This is a genomic window from Streptomyces sp. cf386 (assembly GCF_900103585.1).
Taxonomy (GTDB): Bacteria; Actinomycetota; Actinomycetes; order Streptomycetales; family Streptomycetaceae; genus Streptomyces.
The window spans coordinates 231,203-252,064 of sequence record NZ_FNHV01000013.1 but is presented as its reverse complement, the minus strand read 5'-3'; the positions used below and the strand labels follow the sequence as shown (position 1 = coordinate 252,064).

9 protein-coding genes are annotated in these 20,862 nt (G+C 71.8%); all 9 read right to left on the bottom strand.

Annotated features, from left to right (window positions below; all coding sequences use genetic code 11):
• Nucleotides 1–66: 66 nt before the first annotated feature.
• From BLU79_RS31100 to BLU79_RS31060, 9 genes are read right to left on the bottom strand one after another with little or no spacing between them, the layout of a single operon-like run.
• The gene (locus BLU79_RS31100) at nt 67–4,770 is read right to left on the bottom strand and encodes a non-ribosomal peptide synthetase (RefSeq protein WP_093909266.1); all 4,704 of its coding nucleotides are present in this window, start codon (nt 4,768–4,770) and stop codon (nt 67–69) included.
• Entirely contained in the window at nt 4,767–8,816 is a 4,050-nt protein-coding gene (locus BLU79_RS31095) for a non-ribosomal peptide synthetase (protein WP_143052537.1), read from the bottom strand. Before BLU79_RS31095 ends, BLU79_RS31100 begins: the two co-directional genes overlap by 4 nt.
• Nucleotides 8,809–9,792 carry a 3-hydroxyacyl-CoA dehydrogenase family protein gene (locus tag BLU79_RS31090; protein ID WP_256333517.1) on the bottom strand — a complete coding sequence of 328 codons (984 nt, stop codon included), beginning with the start codon at nt 9,790–9,792 and terminating at the stop codon, nt 8,809–8,811. The genes BLU79_RS31095 and BLU79_RS31090 overlap by 8 nt, the downstream gene beginning before the upstream one ends.
• Before the next feature lie 32 nt (nt 9,793–9,824).
• Nucleotides 9,825–15,215: a condensation domain-containing protein gene (locus BLU79_RS31085; RefSeq protein ID WP_093909264.1), complete on the bottom strand. Its 5,391-nt coding sequence runs from the start codon at nt 15,213–15,215 to the stop codon at nt 9,825–9,827.
• Nucleotides 15,216–15,242: 27 nt separating this feature from the next.
• Nucleotides 15,243–17,138: a non-ribosomal peptide synthetase gene (locus tag BLU79_RS31080; protein WP_177001247.1), complete on the bottom strand. Its 1,896-nt coding sequence runs from the start codon at nt 17,136–17,138 to the stop codon at nt 15,243–15,245.
• A 23-nt stretch (nt 17,139–17,161) separates the two neighbouring features.
• Nucleotides 17,162–18,211, bottom strand: coding sequence for an HAD-IIIC family phosphatase (locus tag BLU79_RS31075; protein WP_093909262.1), 1,050 nt, complete (start codon nt 18,209–18,211; stop codon nt 17,162–17,164).
• Entirely contained in the window at nt 18,208–19,455 is a 1,248-nt protein-coding gene (locus BLU79_RS31070; protein ID WP_093909261.1) for an acyl-CoA dehydrogenase family protein, read from the bottom strand. Before BLU79_RS31070 ends, BLU79_RS31075 begins: the two co-directional genes overlap by 4 nt.
• Nucleotides 19,439–19,708, bottom strand: a complete 270-nt coding sequence (locus BLU79_RS31065; RefSeq protein WP_093909260.1) for an acyl carrier protein — start codon at nt 19,706–19,708, stop codon at nt 19,439–19,441. Before BLU79_RS31065 ends, BLU79_RS31070 begins: the two co-directional genes overlap by 17 nt.
• Nucleotides 19,705–20,724, bottom strand: coding sequence for a 3-oxoacyl-ACP synthase (locus BLU79_RS31060; protein WP_093909259.1), 1,020 nt, complete (start codon nt 20,722–20,724; stop codon nt 19,705–19,707). The genes BLU79_RS31065 and BLU79_RS31060 overlap by 4 nt, the downstream gene beginning before the upstream one ends.
• Between the last annotated feature and the right edge of the window lie 138 nt (nt 20,725–20,862).

The following is a 20,862-nucleotide window of genomic DNA, read 5'->3' as shown; positions in this document are numbered from 1 at the left end:
TCCTGTGCGCCGAGGCCGTCGGACCGCCCTTCCCCGGGTGAGCAGCCGTCAGGGTTCCTTCGGGCCTTACAGGTCGATGTCGTGGACCGGGATGTCCGGGGTGGCGGCGACCACACGCAGCAGCCGTGCGAAGCGGGTGCAGAGGGACTCGACGGTGGTCCGGTCGAACAGCTCGGTCCGGTACTCGACGACGCCGTCGAGGCCGTGGCAGGTGCCGTCGGCGTCTCGGCGCTCGAACAGGCCGAAGGTGAGGTCGAACCCGGCGGAGCCTCTGCCGACCAGGTCCACCGTGGCGGACACGCCCGGTAGCACCAGCCTTTCGGGGAGGGACGGTGTGAGAACCAGCATCACCTGGAACAAGGCCCGGCCGAACACGGCCTGGCCGGTCGCCGCCCGCCGTGGTGCCTGCGCCTCCACGACCAGGTCGAAGGGCACATCCTGGTGGGCGAAGGCCCCCAGATCGGCTTCCGTGACCCGGCCGAGCAGCTCACGGAAGGTCGGCTCTCCCGAGGTGTCGGTGCGCAGGACGAGCGTGTTCACGAAGAAGCCGACGAGGCCGTCGAGTTCCGCGTCCGCGCGGTCGGACACCGCCGTGCCGATCGGGATGTCCGTACCCGCGCCGAGGCGGGTGAGCAGCGCGGCCAGTCCGGCGTGTGCCACCAGGAAGAGGCTGGCCTGCTCGTCCGCGGCCAGCTCCAGGAGCTGCCCATGTACGTCTGCGGGGACGGTGAAAGCCACCGTGTCGCCGGCGCTGTGGACCGGGCGCCCGGACGGCGCCTGCTCCGTACGGTCCGCGGGTAGCGGGATGCGTTCCGGCAGACCGGTCAAGGTCTTGTTCCAGTAGGCGAGTTGACCGGATCGCAGGGCGCTGGGCTCGTCGTCCGTGCCGAGCAGTTCACGCTGCCACAGGGTGAAGTCGGCGTACTGGATGGGCAACGGCGACCAGTCCGGGGCGTCACCGCTGACACGGGCCCGGTACGCGGTGCCGAGGTCGTCCAGCAACCGCGGCAGCGAGGCGCGGTCGCAGGCGATGTGGTGGAGCAGCAGGAGCAACGTCTGCCCGTGTGAGGTCTCGGTGGTGAAGAGGACCGCACGCAGGGGGAGTTCGCTTTCCAGGCGGAAGGGGCGGCCGGCCGCGGCGTTCAACGCCTCCGGCAGCTGGTCCGGGGCGACGGGTTCGACCGTGAGTGCCGGGCGCGCGGCCGTGACCGGCAGGATGTGCTGGACCGCCTGGCCGTCCCGCTGCTGGACGAGGGTACGCAGGGTTTCGTGCCGGGCCGTGAGGTCGCCCAGGGCGGCACGGAGCGCCTCCTGGTCCAACTCGCCGTCCGCGCGCAGCACCAGGGGAACGTTGTAGGTGCTGTCGGGGCCGGCGAGCCTGTGCAGGAACCAGAAGCGCCGTTGGCCGAAGGAGAGCGGGACCGGCTCGGCACCGCGGTCCTCGGCCGACGGGAGCCGAGGGACGGGCGGGGCCTCCGGCACCAAGGAGGTGTCGCCGGGATGAGTCGTCTCGCCCAGATGAGCGGCGAGCCCCGCGACGGTCGGGTGGGCGAAGACGTCCCGGACGTCCAGCTCCGCCCGGGCGCCGAGGCCGGCTCGGCGCACCATGGTGACCAGCCGTGTCGCCCGCAGGCTGTCGCCCCCGAGGTCGAAGAAGTCGTCGTCGGCGCCCACCTGTTCCACGGCGAGCAGGTCGGCGTACAGCCCGGCCAGTTCGGCTTCCAGCGGCGTGTCCGGGGCGCGTGACGGTGTGTGCGCGCGGGCGTGGGGGGCGGGGAGCGCCGCCCGGTCCAGCTTCCCGTTGGGGGTGAGCGGCAGCCTGTCGAGCGGGACGAACAGGGACGGGACGAGATGCGCCGGAAGCCGCGTGCGAAGCCATTCCCGCAGCCGAGCAAGAGCCGGTCCGGGATCGTCCGCCGCCGCCTCGCGGGTGGGGACGACGTAGGCCACCAACCGTGCGGCCCCGTCAGCTCCCTGACCGCCGTCCGCCTTCGTGCGGGCCGGACCGTGCGGAGCACCGGAAGCCGCCAGCACTGCCCCGCCCGCCACGCCGGGGGCGGCCAGCAGCGCCGCCTCGACCTCGGCCGGTTCGATCCGGAAGCCGCGGATCTTGACCTGGTCGTCCGCCCTGCCGAGGTACTCCACCGAGCCGTCCTGACGGGCGCATACAAGGTCGCCCGAGCGGTACAGCCGGGACCCGGCGGGGCCGAAGGGGTCGGCCACGAAGCGCTGCGCCGTCAACGCGGAACGGTGCAGATAGCCCCTGGCCACACCGGAACCCGCGACATACAGCTCACCGGCCACCCCGGGCGGCACCGGGCGCAGCCGGCAGTCCAGCACATACAGCCGGGTGCCGGCGATGGCCATGCCGATCGGGACGGCCCGCGCCGTGCCGTGGTCGCGGTCCAGGTCGAGCCGGGTCGACAGGACCGCGGTCTCGGTGATGCCGTACATGTTGACCAGGACGGGCGCGGAGTCCTGGTGCCGTCCGTACCAGGAACGCACGACGGCTGGGGAGAGTGCCTCACCACAGAAGATGACCCAGCGCAGAGCCAATTCCCGCCCCCGCTCCGGCTCTTCGGCGTCGGCCTGATCCAGCGACCGGAAGGCGGAGGGCGTCTGATTGAGCACCGTCACACGCTCCCGCACCAGCAGGTCGAGAAAGGCGGCAGGAGAGCGGCTCACCTCGCGGGGGACGACCACCAGTCGGCCGCCGTGCGCGAGAGCGCCCCACATCTCCCACACGGAGAAGTCGAAGGCACAGGAGTGGAACATCGTCCAGGTGTCGTCGGGGCCGAAGCCGAACTCGGCGGCCCCCTCCTGCAGCAGTGCCACCGGACCGCGGTGCGGGACCACGACGCCCTTGGGGCGGCCGGTGGATCCCGAGGTGTAGATGACGTATGCGGCATGGTCGGGCGTCAGCGGGCCCGTACGGTCCGCGTCGGTCAGGTTGGCGTCGCTGTCCGTCGAGTCGGCGTCGCTCGTCGCCGACTCGGTCGCGGCAGCTCCCGTCGGGTCCGTCTCGGAGAGAACGCACACCGGCTGGGCGTCGGCGAGGATCCGCTCCGTGTGCTCCGGCGGCCATCCCGTGTCGAGCGGGAGGTAGGCCGCGCCGGTCTTGGACACGGCCAGGATCGCGGTTACCACGTCCTCGGAGCGAGGGAGCAGGACGGCGACGGTGCGTTCGGGTCCCGCGCCGCGCCGGATCAGCGTCCTGGCCAGCCGATTGGCGCGCGCGTTGAGCTCGGCATAGGTGAGCTGCCGGTCGCCGTGGCCGACCGCCGGGGCGTGCGGAGTCAGTGCGGCCCAGTGTTCGAACAGCTCGGGGAGCGTACGGGGCGAGGGGGGTTCGGGTGTGCCGATACCCGGTACGAGCAGCCTGCGCTCTTCCGGTGCCAGCAGATCCAGCTCGCCGACGGGGCGTCGGGGTTCGTCGATCAGCTGGTCGAGCAGGCGTACGCAGCGGTCGGCCTCGGCGGCGACCTCCTCGGGCTCGTATCGCCCGGCCTCGGCGTGCGCCTCCAGCATCAGGCCGGCCCGGCCGCGTTCCGGCCTGATCATGACGGAGAGGTCCTCCACCACGCCGGTGTTGAGCTGTCTGAGGGTCATCGGCCGCCCGGCGAAACTGCGGCCGAAGCTGAAGGGGACGATGTTCGCGGTCAGTTGGTACGGCGCGTGCGCGGACCCGGTGAAGCCGAGGTCACGGCGGAGGTCCTCGTACCGATAGCGCTGGTGGTCGAGGGCGAGGGTGGTCGCCTCGCCGACGGTCCGGATCAGTTCGGCGGCCGGCCGGCGCAGGTCGACCGGTACCCGCAGCGGGAGCACGTTGGACGCCGCACCGGCCACGGCGCCCGCCGTCTTCGAGGTGCGGCCCGCGACCGGGAACCCCACGACGACCTCATCGCCCCCGCCGCTGTGGACATGGTCCAGCAGGACCGCGGAGGCGGTCGCCACCACCGTCCAGGGGACGTCGAGTTCGCGGGCGCGGGCGCGGAGGGCGGCCACCCGGTCCTCGGGTATCCGCGACGCACAGCGCACCGGGGCCCCGCCCGTCCGGCCGATGCCCGTCCGGCCGGGTGTGTCCGGGCCAGGTGCGGCGGGCCGGGACATACCCGGCCGGACGGCTCCCGGCCAACCGGCCATCTTCGCCGTCCAGAACTCGCGGTCGGCTTCGAAGTCGGGCGTGGAGCGGTAGGCCCGCTCGGCGTCGAGCAGGGTGTCCAACGGCACCTGGTGGCCGGGCCGCGGGGACTCGCCGCGCTCCAACGCCGCGTAGATCTCGCCGAGCCGTCGGGCGAACAGCGCCAGGCCGAAACCGTCCACCACCAGGTGGTGGACGAGGAGGTACCAGCAGATCCGGTCCTCGGAGAGGCGCAGGAACGCGGTCCTGAAGGCCGGGCCGTTCTCCAGGTCGAGCCGGCGGGGGATGTCCGCCCGCATCCAGTCCAGCGCGGCGGCCATCGGTGCGGGTTCCCGCTGGAGGTCGACGACCGGTATGTGCCAGGTGGGGAGGGGGCCGACCCACTGCCTCGGCTCCCCGGAGGCCGTGACGGTGAACCGGGACCTGAACGGCTCGGTCTCCGTCACGGCGAACCGGAAGGCCGCCTCGTACAGCTCCGGGTCGAGATCTCCGGCAATCTCGAACGCACTCGCCAGTTGGTACCGGACCGGAGGCGCCAGCTGCTGCGCCATCCAGATCCCCTGCTGCATCGTGGTGAGCGGCATCGACGGCTGATCCGCCGAGTGCACCTGCTCCGGCTCGTTCCTCACGGAGTGTTCACCGGCCCCTCCTGTGGTGCCTTTCCGGCCCACCGTTCGACGAGGACGCGGCCGACGTGGCCGAGCGCGGCGGGGCGTCCCATCTCCATGTGCGTGCAGTCGACCGGCAGGACCTCGAGCGACCCCTTGATCAGCGGGCGCCAGAGGTCGAGCGTGGTCTCGGACGAGTGCTCGTGCGAGGTGAACATCACGGTGTTCCCGCCGAACGGGCGAGGCTCGTGCAGGACGGTGAGCCGCGCGTTGTTGGTGATGATCCGGGCCAGCACGGCGATCTGCTGCTCGTCGAACACGGCCAGCGCTCCGTCCTGCGCACGGGTGATCTCCACGAACCGCGGATACGTCAGCGACTCGCCCGCCCACAGGGAGGGGTCGTAGCCGAAGAATTCCAGGAGCAGCCCGAGGACATCCCGGCCGGCGACCGACCCCGCCTCGGCCGAGGCCACGGCGTCGGCATCGGCGACGCCCGGGCCCGTGGGGTGGGCATCCAGGATCGCCAGCGTCTCCACCGACTCGCCGCTCTCCTCCAGTTGCACCGCCATCTCGTGGGCGACCACTCCCCCGAAGGACCAGCCGAGGAGGTGGTAGGGGCCCGTGGGCTGGACGGACCTGACATGGTCGACGTAGTCCGCCGCCATCTCCCGCATGGACGCCGGAAGAACATGGCCGCCGTCCAGGCCCCGGGCCTGCAGGCCGTACACCGGCCGCTCGGCGCCGAGCGGCGAGGTGAGTCCCGCGTAGCCCCAGGAGAAGCCCGCCGCCGCGTGCACGCAGAACAGCGGCGCCTTGTCGCCCGACTCCCGCAGCGGCAACAGGACTCCGGTGTTGCTCTCGGGTGCCTCCTGGGTGCCCCTTGGGGCCGGCGGTTCCTCGGAACCCTCCTCGGGCGCCACTTCGGTGGTGGTGCTCCCGCGCGCGACCCGGGCCAGCGCTCTGACCGTCTTGTGCTCGAGGATGTCCTGCGGTGTGAGGACAAGACCCACCCGACGCAGTCGGCTCAGCAGCTGGATCGACATCATGCTGTCGCCGCCGAGGTCGAAGAAGCTTGCGTCCGTGGCGACTTCGGGGAGCCGGAGCACCTCGCGGAACACCCGCGCCACGTGCTGCTCCCCCGCCGCGTACTCCTCCCGCGCTTCGCCGGCGGTCGACGGGCCGGCCTCCAGCGGCCGTACGCCCGTCGGCGGCTTCTCGCGGTCGAGCTTGCCGCTGCCCGTACGCGGCAGCGCGGAGGCGGCCTTCAGGTCGGCCGGGACCAGATGCGCCGGCAGCCGCTCGGCCGCCCAGTCCCGCAGCGCGTGACGGCCGGGGATGCGGGCGCCCACCGCGGGCACCAGGTAGGCCACGAGCCGGGGGTCGCCACTCGTCCCCTTCCGGACACAGGCCATGACCTCGGTGACAGCGGGGTGCCGGGCGATCACCGCCTCCACCTCGCCGAGTTCGATGCGGAAGCCGTTGACCTTGACCTGGGCATCGGCGCGGCCGAGGAAGTCGAGTTGCCCGTCGGGGCGCCGGCGGGCCAGATCACCGGTCCGGTACATCCGCTCGCCGGGCAGGCCGAAGGGGTCGGCGACGAAACGCTCCGCGGTCAGCCCGGGCCGACGCAGATATCCCCGGGCAAGGCCGTCTCCCGCCAGGTACAACTCGCCCTGGCGGTCGGCCTCCACCGGGCGCAGTGAGCTGTCGAGCACGTAGGCGCGTACGTGGCCCAGCGGCCGTCCGATGGGCGGTGCGCCCTCCGGCACAGGACCGTCGCCCGCCGAGCGGGTGGCATGGACGATGGCCGCGGTGGCGAAGACGGTGGCTTCGGTGGGCCCGTACATGTTGAGCACCCGGGTGCCGGGCATGATCTCCCGGATCCGCGCGGCGAAGGTCGCGGGGAGTGCCTCACCGGTCATCGCGAGCGTCTTGGCCGACACCTCGAGACCGCCGGTCCCCACCAGTTTGGAGAACACTGAAGGGATGGCGCACAGCAGACCGCCCGACCAGCGTGGCGGGTCGCCGTCGAGCAGCGACAGGAGACTGTCGACCACCTCGACGCTGCCGCCGCCCGCCAGCGCCGGGAAGATCTCGGCCACCGACACGTCGAAGCTGAAGGAGCTCGCCGCCAGCACGTGTGCCAACGACTCGGCGTCGAACTCGGCGGCCGCCCAGTCCACCAGCGCGACCGCACCGCGGTGCGGCACCACGACCCCCTTGGGCGTGCCGGTGGAGCCCGAGGTGTAGATGACGTACGCGGGGTGCGAGGGCCGCAGCGGCTCGGGGCGTTCGGCGTCGGACGGTGCCGTGGGTGAGAGGTGCTCCAACTCCCCTACGATCGCGGGGTCGTCGAGCCGGATGGTCGTGGTCGACCGGCTCGCGACGTCGGCGACGTACGAGTCGGTGGCAGCGTCGGTCAGCACACAGACGGGTTCCGCGTCCTCGACCATGAAGCGGAGCCGCTCGGCCGGGTATCCGGGGTCGAGCGGCAGGTACGCGGCGCCGGTCTTGAGCACCGCGAGCATCGCCACGAGTGTCCCGGCGCACCGTGGGAGCAGCAGACCGACGACGGACTCCGGCCCGGCACCCCGGTCGAGCAGGAGCCGGGCCAGCCGGTTGGCACGCTCGTGGAGTTCCGCGTAGGTGAGATGGTCGTCGGCGCCGATGACGGCGACCGCGTCGGAGTGGCTCCGGGCGGCGCTCTCCAGCAGGTCGGTGAGCGTTTCGCGGGGTGCTCCGGAGGCCGTGCCGCTCGTCCGGGAGTGAACGGCCGCCCACGCGTCCGCCGCCGGCAGGTCGAAGGTGCCCAGCGGGTGCCCCGGGTCGGCCACGGCCAGTGACAGCAGACGCCCGAAACGCCTGGCGTGCGCGTCGAGTTCGGCGGCGGAATAGCGATCCGCCGCACCACTGAAGACGACCCGCAGACGTTGGTCCACGGGGTCGTCGTCGAGTACGACGCATATGTCGTGGACCGGGTCGGGCACCAGGTCGTGGACCACCGCGGACAGTTCACCGAACCGCACGAGAGTCCCGGGGGTGCGGATGTCGGCGATCGGCCCGAACAGCCGGGGCCGATCGTCCTGTGCCCCGGCCTCGCGACACAACTCCCGGTGGCCCAGCCGCTGGTGCCTGACCGCCTCGCGCGATTCCCGGGCGGCGTCCTGTACGAGCTCGGCGAAGGTGGCGGCGGACCGTACCGTCAGCCGGAGCGGCACGATGTACTCGCTCGTATCCGGAACACGCCTGCTCACACGGCTCGGCCGACCGTCCACCGGCATGCCGATCACCACGTCCGTGGCGCCGCTCAGCCGGTGGGCGTAGGCCGCCACGGCGGCGCACAGCACCGCCCGGGCCGGCACACCGCCGTAGCGGGCGGTGGCACGGACGCGTTCGGTGTCGGTGGTGCCGAGCGTCACCGGGTGTGAGTTGACCGGTGCTCGCAGCACGTCGGCGTCCCGGGCGGGAGCGGACGCGAAGGTCACCGGCTCGGGGAGGTCGGCGAACCGCCGACGCCAGTGGTCGCGGTCCGCCTGCTGCGCGGGAGATCCGGGGTACCCGGGCGCTGCGGAGGCCGACTGGGCCCGGGTGGCCAGGGCGCCGTCAGCGGTCGAGCGGCCCTCGGCGAGCGCCGTGTACACCTCGGAGACCCGACGGGTGATCAGCGCACAGCCGAAGCGGTCGACAACGGCCCGGTGGTGTTGGTGGAACCAGTGGTGGCGGTCCGGGCCGAGCCGCAGCAACGCCTGGGTGGACCAGTGCTGCCCGGGCTCCTCGCCGCCCCGGGCGGGCTCTGCTCCCCGCTCCAGTGCCGCGCGTGTCCACGCGTCCGCCGCGCCCTGCGGTTCCGCCTCCGTGCTCAGGTCCACCACGGACAGCGGCGATCTGTCCGAGACCTCCGGGACGGACGGTCCGTCCGGTCCCTCGTCGGCGAAGCGCGCCCGCCCTGCGGTGGTCTCGGCCACGACCTGGGCGACCGCCTTGCTCAGCGTGGTGAGGTCCAGATCGCCGCGGATCTCCACGAGCTGGGCGACGTGGCTGCTGGGCGCGCCCTGGCGGTCAGCCACGGTCGGTTCCTCCCCGCGCGACGAGCTGCTGTGGCGAGTACTGGTAGAAGCCACTGCCCGACTTGCGTCCCACGTTGCCTTCGGCGACGAGACGGGCCAGCAGGGGGCAGGGCCGGAAGCGGTCCTCGCCGGTATGCCGGCGCAGCACCTCCAGTGAGTCGGCGATGGTGTCGAGACCGATGAGGTCGGCCGTGCGCAACGGCCCCATGGGGTGACCGAAGCAGTCCTGGAAGATGCGGTCCACGGTCTCGGCGTCGGCGGTTCCCTCGCCCAGCACGGCGGCCGCCTCGTTGAGCGTCAGCATCAGCACCCGGTTGGTGACGAAGCCGGGGGCGTCACGCACCACGAGGGCGTGCTTTCCGGCGCGGTCGAGGAATGTCTTCGTCCGCTCCAGGGTGAGACCGCTGGTCTCCGGCGCACAGATCACCTCGACGGCGTCCTTGAGCGGCGCCGGGTTCATGAAGTGGGTGCCGATGACCCGGTCGGGGCGGGCGGTGAAGGACCCGAGGCGACTGACCGGAATGCACGAGGTGTTGGACGCGAAGATCGCCTCGGCCCCGCAGATCCGGTCCAGCTGGCGGAGGATCCCCTCCTTGATGTCCTCGTCCTCCCGGGCGCACTCCACCACCAGAAGGGCGGCCGCCATGTCGGCGAGCTCCGCGGACCAGGTCACGAGGGACTCGGTGCGGGATGCGGTCGCGCCCGCCTGCGCCTGCCGGGACCTCCGGCGCAGCAGCGTGGCCGTCCTGATCCCGGCGCGGAGCCGAGCCGGCCCCGAGGCCAGCGCCCCGGGATCGTTGTCGACGACGACCACGGGGTGGCCGGCCTCGGCGAAGCACTGCGCCACACCGATCCCCATCGTGCCCGCGCCGACGATGCCCACCAGGGACCCGGCCGGAACGGTCCGCGCGGCGTGCTCGGCTTGCGCAGCGTGCTCGGTCTGCTCGGTCTGCTGAACGTCTTTCTGATCGCCCACTGTTGCAGGTCTCCTTCGTCGGCCGAGCCGCGTCAGTCGGTGTGTGCGGGCCGTGCCGTGGCCGGCTCCGCAGGTGTGCATGCGCCGGCCGTCGTGCGGATGGGCCACAGGCTGGACAGGGGTGCACCGGGGGCGCGGGTGGCCGCACGCAGCATCGCGATCACTCCTTCGACGAGGGCCCGGGCACTCGACCGGTCGAAGAGCTCGGTGCGGTAGTCCAACGAGATGGACACCTCGTCCCGCCCCGGCCCTTCGACGACCGACCAGGACAGGTCCACCTCGCTGCGGCCGGGTGGCAGCGTGAGCCGTCCCGCGTCCGTGTCGGGCCACCGCACGGGGGCCGCTTCCACCCCTCCCGCCGAGCCGGGTGTCGCCGGCAGCGCTTGGTAGGAGTACGCCACGTCGAACAGCGGTGCCCTGCCGGGCTCGTCGGGCAGCCCGGCCGCGCGCACGATGTCAGCGAGCGGCACATCCCGGTGCTGTTCCGCGCCGGTGACGGCGCTCCGCACCCGGTCGGTGAGCTGCTCGAAGGACGGGTCGTCGGCCACGTCCAGACGCAGCGGCAGGCTCCGCGCGAAGGCCCCCACCCGAGTGCGGGCCGCCGAGAGGGGAAGCGCCGTGCCGGTCAGCCCGATGAGCGCCTCGTCCGCCTCCGTGTGCAGGGCGAGCAGGGCGGTGAGGACCGCCAGCACGCTCTCCCTGGTCCCGGAACGCCCCACCGCCTGGGCGAGGTCGTCGGGAATCCGGGACCCGACGGTGGCGGTGGCGCGGGTGCCGTGCGCAGGCCGGGCCCGGTCCAGCGGCGGCGCGCCGTCGGCCAGTCCCGCCAGTGTCCTTCTCCAGTAGGCGAGTTGGTCCTCCCTCTGGGGGCCTGTCCCGGGCTCGGTGTGCTCGCCGGACAGCGCGGGAAGCTCGGGCAGCTCGGCCCGGCGTCCGTCCAGGCGGGCGCCGTACAAAGCGAGCAGGTCCCGGAAGAACACCTCCGGCTGCCCACCGTCGTAAGCCTGCCGATGGGTGGTCACCAGCAGGACGTGCCGGGCCGGGCCCGTCGTCGCGAGGAGTGCGTGGAGCCGGCGACCCGATGCCGGATCGAGGACGAGTGCGGCCTCGGCCTGCGCGATCTCCCTCGCCGCGAAGAGGGGCTCACTCTCGCCGGAGACATCCGCGGTGGTGAGGAAGCCGTCGCCGAGCAACGAGCCGTGCCCCACGGCTTCGACCGTCCTGGCACGCAACACCTCGTGCCGCTCCGCCAGTTCCTCCAGCGCCGCGCGCAGCGCGGGGAGCCGCACCTCGCCGCGCAGTTCGAGGCAGCTGACGACGGGGCTGGCGACCGGGACCACCGGCGCAGGCGGCGTCTCAGCTCGGTCCGCGACCGGTCCGGTCGCCGAGGGAGGACCGCCGGGGAGGTCGCTGTAGCTCGTGTCCTCGTTGTCCCCGACGGCGTGCAGCAGCTCCATGAACGCCTCGGACATGGCGGCGATCGTGTCGGCGTCGAAGAGCTGCGTCGCGTACTCCATCATGATCACGATCTCGTCCTGGTCCGCCAGCTCGCCGACGACCATCGAGAGGTCGAACTTGGCGGTGCCGGGGGGCAGCCCGGGGAAATGCGGGATGACCTCCGGGTCGTGCGCCGGTCCGGTGACGACCTCGCCGAAGGCGGCGGCCGGTGGCAGCGTCTGGTGCACGTACATCACGTCGAAGAGCGGGTTACGACTCGGATCACGGTCGATCTCGACCTCGCGCACGACCTTGTCGAACGGGATCTCCTGGTGGTCGAGGGCGCCGAGCACCACCCCGCGCACCTGGCGCAGCAGCTCGCGGAAGGTCGGGTCGCCCGACAGGTCCGAGCGCAGCGCGATGGTGTTGTTGAAGAAGCCGAGCAGGTTCCACAGTTCGGGCCGGCTGCGACCGATGGTCGAGGTGCCGACGACGATGTCCCGCTGGCCCGACCAGCGTGCGAGCAGCACTTTCAGCGCGGTGAGCAGCACCATGAACAGGGTGGCCGTCTCCTGGGCGCCCACCTCGCGCAGCCGCTGCACCAGTGCGCCCGGGATGGTGAACCCGTGGGTCGCACCCGCGAAGTCCATCCGGCCGGGACGCGGCCGGTCGGTGGGCAGCTCCAGCGCGGGCGGGTCGCTCAGCCGTTCGCGCCAGTAGCTCAGTTCACCGTCGAGGCGGGAGTCGGCCATCAGCTTGCGCTGCCAACGCGCGTAGTCCGCGTACTGCACCGGCAGCGGCTCGATGTCGGGGGCTCGGTTCTCCAGGCGGGCCGTGTAGAACTCCAGCAGGTCCCGCATCTGGATCTGCGGAGCCCAGCCGTCGTTCACCGCATGGTGCATGCACCAGCAGACGATGTGGTCGTCATCGCCGAGCCGCACGAGGGTGACGCGTACGAGCGGTTCGTCGGCGATGTCGAAGACCCAGCGCGTGGCGGCGGTGATGACCGCACCCGCCGCGGTGTCCGGGTCGTCCTCGCCCGAGACATCCAAGTACGTGAAGAAGTCGCCCAGTTCGGGCCTGATCACCAGCTCGGGCCTGCCGTCGGCCTCGACGAAGTTGGACCGCAGCACCTCGTGGCGCCGCGCCAGGTCCTCCCAGGCGAGCCTGAACCGTTCGACGTCCAGGGGACCGCGGTAGCGGGAGGCGCCGGGGAGGTTGTAGAGCGTGGTCGTCGGGTCGAGCTGGTGGTGGAACCACATGCGCTCCTGCCCGTACGACAGCACCGGCTCGCCGCCCGGGACGATCGGCGGCAACTCGGCGTCGGGCACCTCGGGGACGGCCGGGGCCGTCGGCGCGACGGCGGCCTTCGGCGGTTCCGGAGTGGGCGGGTGCGGCGCCCGGTCGTGAATGGCCTTCGCGAGCGAGCTGACGACGGGGTGGTCGTAGATGTCCGCCAGCTTGAGCCGGACCCCGTGCCGCACTCGTACGCGCTCCAGGAGTTGGAGAGCGATGACGGAGTTGCCGCCGATGGAGAAGTAGTCCGCGTCGGCCGGGATCTCCTCCGCGTGCAGCAGCTCGACGAGGGTGTCCCGCAGCCAGTCCAGTACGGTCCGGGATTCTTCGGTCACTTGCTCGCCGGGGGCGCGGACGGGTTCCTCGGCAGCAGGTGCGGGTGCGGGTGCGGGTGCGGGTGCGGGTGCGGGTGCGGGTGCGGGTGCGGCCACCGTAGCCGGAACGGGGGCCGGACTGGGCGCCGGGACGGGCGCCGGACTGTGAGCCGGGGCAGCGGGCCGATGGAGCGCTTCGTCGAAGGACAGCACCTCACCCAGTGGCCGGGCCCAGCAGCGAACGCCGGTGAACGGATGTCCCGGCAGCGGAATCCGGCCCGCCGACGGGTCGGCCCGCAGCATCGACCAGTCCAGGTCGACGCCCTCCTCGTACAACCTGCCCAGCAGCTCCAGGACGGCGGCGTCGGCGGCATCGGGCCGTAGACGGAACACGCGGGCGTCCGCGCGGTCGTGGAGGTGGACCGTCAGCCGGTCGCTGATCTCGCCACGGGAGGCCAGCTCCACGAACACCACGGGGCCGTCCGAGAGTTGCTCGTCCGCCGCCGCGTGAAGCTGCTCCACCCGCAGTGGGTTGCCCGCCACCGCGGGGTCCTGCCCGCTGCGTGCGCGCCGCAGAGTGGCGGTGTCCTCGGCGCTGAGATCGCCCCGCAGATACCGGGCGGTGTAGCGGGAGATCCCCGAACTCATCAGCCCGTCCGGCGAGACGCCGGCCCGGACCAGTCTCTGGTACGTCGCGAGCTGTCCGCCGACCATCGCGGCGCGGTCGTCCGGCACGGGCAACTCGTCCGGCAGCTGATCGCGTGGCTCGGCGGGAGTGGCGTCCGCGGAGAGCAGGAAGACCACCCGGGGTGCGGCCATGGAGTCGGTGGCAGCCGTCTCGCCCGCCTCTCCCGCCTCAAGCCGACGCCAGGTGACCTCGGCGGCCAGGCGTGCCGCGAGCTCGGAGGTGTCCCGGGCGACCACGGACGCACGGTGGGCGTCGTGGTCCCTGCCCTCGTTCAGCGTGCGCGCGACGTCGGCCAGTGGGTGAGCGGTGTGACGCAGTTCGAGCGACAGCTTCTCGCACTGGGAGAGCAGGTCCGCCCGGCTACGGGCGGACACCGCGACCAGCTGCGGAGTGCCGGCGGCGGGGCGTGCCGGGGCGGTCACCGGGGGTTGCTCCACCACGCAGTGCGCGTTGACACCGCCGAGGCTGAACGAGCTCACGCCCGCCCGGCGTGTCTCGTCGTCCCACTGCTCCAGCGAGGTGACGACCTCGAGGCGGGCGCCTTCGAGATCGACCTCGTCGGCGGGCTCCTCGAAGTGCAGCGAGGGATACAGCTCACCGTGGTGCACGCTGAGTACCGCCTTGACCAGCCCGGCGATTCCCGCGGCGTGGTCCAGGTGCCCGATGTTGGTCTTGACCGAGCCCACTTTCACCGTACGGTCGCCGTCGGGACGGGCGAGGGCCAGGCCCTCGGCCTCGACCGCGTCGCCGAGCCGGGTGCCCGAACCGTGCGTCTCGATGTATCCGGCGGTCGCCGGGTCCAGCGAGGCGTTGCCCCACGCCTTGGTGATGACTTGGGCCTGGGAGCGGGCACTCGGTGTGCTGACGGTCGCGGAGTGCCGACCGTTGTGCACCACGGCGCTGCCGCGGATCACGGCGTGGATGAACGCACCCTCCGCCAACGCCCGTTCCAGCGTGGTGAGGACCACCACCGCACCGCCCTCGCCCCAGCCCGCACCGTCCGCGGCACGGTCGAACGCGCGGGACCGGGCGGTGGTCGAGAGGATGCCGGGGAAGCCGGTCATCGTGCCCGCCGGCGGCACGATGTGGCGCAGGCTCACGCCGCCCACGACGGCGTGGTCCGCGTCGCCGTCGCCGAGTTCACGGCACGCCTGGTGGACGGCGACGAGTGAGCCGTTGCAGCCGGTGTCCACGCCGTAGCAGGGGCCGGTGAAACCGAAGACGTGGGAGATCCTGGCCGGCAGGGCGCAGGGGATGTTCCCGTTCATGCTGAGCGTGCCCTGCTCGCGCACCAGCGGTGCGTAGCCGTTGTTCGGCGAACTGAAGATCACTGCTGTTCGGCTGTCCCGGAGCCCGGCCGGGGCGTATCCGGCGTTCTCCAGCGCTTCCTGGGTAAGTTGGAGTGCCAGCCGGTGCTGCGGGTCGGTCACCTCCGCCTCGCGACGGGACATCCCGAAGCGCTGGTGGTCGAAGAGGTCGATCCGGTCGAGGTAGCCCTGCTCCGGATAGTCCTGCCGGGGATCGAGCCCGGTGCTGTGGATCCGTTCCGGAGGGATCGGGCGCACCGAGTCCCTCCCTGCCCGCAGGTTCGCCCGGAAGGCGGCGAGGGAATCCGCCTGCGGGAATCTCGTGGCGATGCCGATCACCGCGACGGCCGGCCTGCCGTGGGTCACGCCCGTGCCGCTCATGTCACCTCACCTCTCCGTTCACGCGTGTCAGAGTTCGTATGTGGCCGGTGGGGCGTGTTCGTCGCCTTGCGCGCGCTCGCCCAGGCGGTCGGCGATGAGCTGCGCCTGGGTGGCGATGGTGATGTAGTCGAACAGTTCGCCCACCCGCAGCGCGTCGGGCCATCGCTTGTCCAGCCTGTCGTGCAGGTCGACGACCTTGAGTGAACTCCCGCCTACGGCGAAGAAGTTGTCGTCCGGGGCCGAGCCGGAGTGCCCGAGGACCTCCGCCCAGATCCGGCCGACAGTGAGCCGGTGCCCGCTCCAGTCCCCGCCCGTAGTGCCCCCGGGCGCCTGCCGGTCTGTCGGGATCAACGTGCGGAGCCTGGCCCGGTCCACCTTGGTGCTGCGGTCGAGCGGCATGTGGTCGACCGGTACGAACAGGGTCGGTGTGGCCTGTTCCATCAGTCGGCCTCGACAGTGTTCGCGCAGTTTCGAGGCGTCCGGCGGCCCGCTGCCGGGCGTCGGCAGGACAAAGGCGATCACCTGCGGCTCGTCCTGCCCGGCACGTTCGCAGAGCACCACGGCCTGCTCCACGCCCGCGTGGCGCTCCAGCACGCTTTCGATCTCGCCGAGTTCGATCCTCGTACCGCGGATCTTGGCCTGGTCGTCCGATCTGCCGTGGTAGTGCAGCGCGCCCCGCTCATCGACGCTGGCGATGTCCCCGGTGCGGTAGAGGCGCCCGCCCGGCCGCCCGTACGGGTCCGCGACGAATCGCTCGGCCGTGTGGGCCGGCTGATTCGCGTAGCCATGTGCCACGAGGGAGCCACCGACGTAGAGCTCGCCCCGCTCCCCGGCTGGGACTTCACGCAGCCGCTCGTCCAGTACCAGGGTCTGCGTTCCCGGCCAGGGCCGCCCGATGGGGATACGGTCCCGGGTCGGGTCCGGATCGATCTCCACCGTGCAGGCGATGGTCGTCTCGGTGGGCCCGTACTCGTTGACGAACCGGATCCCCGGCAGTCGCTCGTGGTGCGCGCCCACCAGCTGGGGGGTGCAGGCCTCGCCCCCCACGACCACCATCCGCAGTGTGTCGGGCAGACCGCCGGGATCCTGGAGCACCGCCCGGTAGTAGGAGGGGATGTTGAACAGGTGTGTCACACCGTGTTCCCTGGCCAGCCGGGTGAACTCCGCCACCTGCACGAGCTGTCGGGGGTCGGGGAGCACCAGCGTGTGACCGTCGGTGAGCGACCAGAACATGCCGCCGAGAATCCCGTCGAAGGACAGCCGCAACGCGATCAGGAAGACGGAGCGCTCGGTGCCGTACACCGGCCCCCGGCAGCTGATGGACGCCGCGAGCTGGCCCCGGCTGACCATGACGCCTTTGGGCACACCGGTGGATCCCGAGGTGTAGGCGACGTAGGCGGGGCTCTGCTCTGGGACCGGTGGGTACGGGTCGGTATGCAGCTCCTGACCCGCCTCGACGAGCCGTGTCAGGTGGAGGTCCGCCGCGTCCAGGACCGTCGGTGGGGCGGGCATCGCCGAGAGCGCGGAGGCGGGCACGGCGTCGCCGCCCTCGCTCAGCACCACCGCGCAGTCGACGTCCCGGCACAGTGCCTCGAACCTCGTGACGGGCAGGTCCGGCTCCAGGACCGCCCAGGTGGCACCGGTGCGCAGTGCGGCGAGCATGGCGATCACGGACAGGGCGCTCTGCTGCGTCCGGACGCAGACGACCCGCCCCGGTCGCAGCCCGTGCTGCCACAGCAGTCGCGCGAGACCGGCCGAGGCATGGTCGAGCTCGCGGTACGTCAGCGAGACCCCGCCGATGATGAGCGCGGTCGCCTCGGGCGCCCTGACCACCTGACTGCGGAAGGTGGCCCACACCGGCCGTACCTGCGCGGGGGCGTCGGCGGGGGCGAACTCATCGGTGCCACCGGGACGTCGGGTCATCTCGGCCTCGCTTCCTGTGCCGTTCATGCCGCACCGGCGATCACGCGCGTGTGGCCGGGGGCCTTGGGCAGCGGGCGCTCCGGGTCCACGGTGAGCACGAGGCGGTTCTCGTCGGTCACCGTCGCCTCGTAGCCGGCGAAACGCATCGTGACCAGCAAGTTCCGGTTGGCCTCGGTCGGGATGAAGTGCGCGACGGGGCGCCGGCCGGCCGCCAGGGCCTGCTGGATCAGATGGTGCAGCAACACGCTCCCCGCACCACGCGAGGCGACTCGGCAGGACATCAGCATCAGCCGCAGAACCGAGTCCCGCCCGACGAGTTCGGTGACAGCCAGGCCGATGATCCCGTAGTCACCGAAGCGGTCACGGAGCGTGGCCAGCAGCACCTGATGGTCCGGTGCGGAGCTCAACTCGCGCAGTTCGTCGATGTCGTAGGTCAGTCCTGTGCTGTTGAGCTGGTGCGTGCGGACGGTCAGCTCGCTGGCCCGGGACAGGTCCGCCTCGGTGGCCGGGCGCAGCTCCATGACCAGGTCGAGCGAGTCGAGGAATGCCTGGCGTCCTTCGGTGAACTCCTCTTCGGCCTGTTGGCGTTGCCATTCGGCCTGGTAGAGCCGGCGTCGCCCGGTGGCCTCCGCGGTGACGTGCTCAGGCTGGAACTCCTGGTACTCCGGGAGCTGTTCGACCTCTTCCGCCGGGTAGCAGCGGACCATGGGGAGTTCGCTCGCGACCTCCGCCCGCTCCACCGGGTCGTTGTCGACGAACGCGATGGTGTCCAGACCGATGTTGAGGGCCTTCGCGATCCGGCGCACCGCGGCGGACTTTGTTCCCCAGCCCACCTCTGTCGCGCAGAACCAGTCGGCGAGTCGGCGTTCCGTCAGATGGCGGTGTGTGACCTGGTGTTCGCCACGGCTGGCGGCGGCATGCAGGATGCCGCGACGGTCCAGCTCGGCCAGGGTCTCCAGCGCCGAGGGGAAGGGGGCGGGATCGTCGCCCTCCAGCACCACCCCGTCCCACAGGGTGTCGTCCAAGTCCCAGACCAGGCACTTGACGGTGGGCGCGCCCGCTGCCGCCGTCACGGCGACTCTCCGGGAAGTCGGGGCCCGACGGGGCGGTCCGTGCCGTGCGCCGCATCACCGAAGCGGCGTAACAACCGCTCGGCTATGTGAAGTTCGGACACTTCCTGTGCTCCTTCGATGATCTCCATGACCTTGGCGTCCCGGAAGTGACGGCCCGCCCTGCTGTCGGGCGCGCAGCCGGCCGAGCCGAGCACCTGTACGGCGGCGCGGCTGCTCTCCGCCGCCGCGGAAGCCGCCGCGTACTTGGCCATGAGCGTCTCCGACACCCCGTGACCCGGGCCCGGGGCCCGTGCCTCCGCAGCCGCGCGGGCGAGTTGTCGAGCCCCGGCGGCGTCCACCGCCGCCCTGGCCAGCAGCGACCGGACCGACTGGTGGTCGCCCAGGGGGATGTCGCCCTGCCGACGGACCGCGGCGTGGGTGGCGGCGTCCTCGACGCATGCCTCCGCCATGCCCACGCATCCCCAGGCGACCGTGAACCGGCCGTGGTCTAGCGCGGTGCCGGCGACATGGGAGAGCCCGAGGCCGGGAGGGGCGACGAGCTGATGCCGGGGCACCCGCACACCGTTGAAGGACAGATGGGCGATCCGGGCGCCGCGCATGCCGAGCTGGCCGTTCACCGGCTCCCGCTCGACACCGGCGCGGTCCGCGTCCACGAGCACGGCGGCCGGCTTTCCCTCGTACTTGCCGAGAACCAAGAGCACGTCGGCGACCGCACCGAAGGTGACCCACCTCTTGTGGCCGCTCACGACCAGTTCCTGGTGGTCCGACCGGCCCGACGCCTCGATACGGGTTTCCACCGACCCCAGCGCGCTGCCGGCGCCCTGCTCGGTCGCCGCGAAGCCGGCGGTCAGCTCGCCGGCGGCCAGCCTGGGCAGCCAGTCGGCCCGCTGTGCCTCGGTGCCCCAGCGCAGCAGCGCCGCCGCGACCATGCCTTGTACGGTCAACAACCCGCGCAGGGCGCTGCACTCGGCACCGATCCGTGCGGTGATCTCCCCGAGGGTGAGCGGATGGAGGCCGGCGCCCCCGTACCGCGCGGGCAGGTCCGCGGCGAGCAGTCCCGACGCCGCGACCTCCTTGCGCACCGCATCGGGCAGTCCGCCGTCCTGGTCCCAACGAGCAGCGCGGTCATGTGCGTTGGCCGCCAGATCGGCCGCGACCCGGGACAGGTCCACGGGCTCCACGGGCTCCACCGGCGGCGGATCCGTCGTCGCAGCGTCGGGGCCGCCTTCAGGAACCCTCGCCATGTGCCTCTCCCGACTCGGTCGCTCCGGTCTTGCTCCGGACGAACTCCGTGATGCGGTTGGCGGTCCTGAAGCTGTCCAGATCCAGGTCCTCGACCTGGACGGTGAGGGCGAAGCGGCTCTCGACGAAGGTCACCAGCTCCAGAGCGAACAGTGAGTCGGCGAGGCCCTGTGCGAAGTAGTCGTCGTCCGGCTCCACCTGCCGACGAAGAGCCGCGCTCAGAAACCCGGTGATCTCCGAGGTGATGTCGTTCATGCCGATTCCTCCTGTGAACCTGCCTCGACCAGCAGCAGACTCCAGGCAGCCACCGGGCTCACGTTGATCAGGACGGCAAGGTCGCCGGGGGCCAGCTCCTTGCGATCGAGTGCCGTGCGGAGATTGAGGAAGACGTCATTGGGACCGAGGTGTCCGTAACGACGGAGGTTCTCCCGGCACGCCGGCAGCAGCTCGATGTCCAGGGAGTCCTCGAGGAAGGTGAAGCTCCCGGCGGACAGGTTCTGGCTGACGAAGCCGGCGACGTCCCCCCGGCCGATTCCGTTGCGCCGCAGCAGGTCGCCCAACATCGCGGAGAGGCGGTTGCGCGTCTCCATGGCCAGGCGGAAGGAGTAGGTGCGGGGCTCCGTGCACTGTTCGCGCCACTGAGCGGTGGGGCGGTCCCGGTAGTCGATGTGGAAGAGGTCCCAGTAGCGCCCGTTGGTCAGCTGCGCGATGTCGAGTACCCGTGTCCTCCCGCTGCGGGAGAGCAGCAGTGCCTGCCCGGCGTCGCCGTTCACCGTGACGGGGTGGCGGTAGCGCAGGGCGGCGGCCGGCTTGCTGCCGTGCACGACGAGGACATGGTCCAGGGCAGGGTCTGCGGCGAGCAGCCCTCGGGCCGTCAGCAGGGCCGGCGTGATCGAGACGCAGCCGAGCCCGCCCACCGAGAAGGTGGTGGCGTTGTCGGCGCCGAGCAGGTGCTGGAGCCTGGTCACCTCGGAGCTGAGGAACGTCTCCTGGACCCGCGACTCCACCATCACCAGGGCGCCCAGGTCCCGGGCCTCGATGCCCGCCTGTTCGAGCGCCCGGCGCGCGGCGCGTTCCGCGAGAGTGACGGAGTTCAGCCGGTCGTCCGCCCGGACCGTCTCGATGCCCAGACCGTCGCGTGTGGCGCGCTCGGTCTCGTCTAGCGTCCGTACCTCGGTGATCGGCAGGGTGTGCTCGGGCAGATACCAGGCGGCGCTGCGGATGGCGACGGGTGCTGTGCCGTGCTGGAGGGTCTCCTGGGACACGGTCATTCCCTCTCGTCTGATGCACACCTGGGCAGGACGGTGGGGGCCACCATGCTCAAGAACCGGAATGGAATGCCGCAGACTGCCCTTCGCCGGTGATGGTGACCGCGTTGGTCATATCGCCTCCAGATGAATGCATTCGTC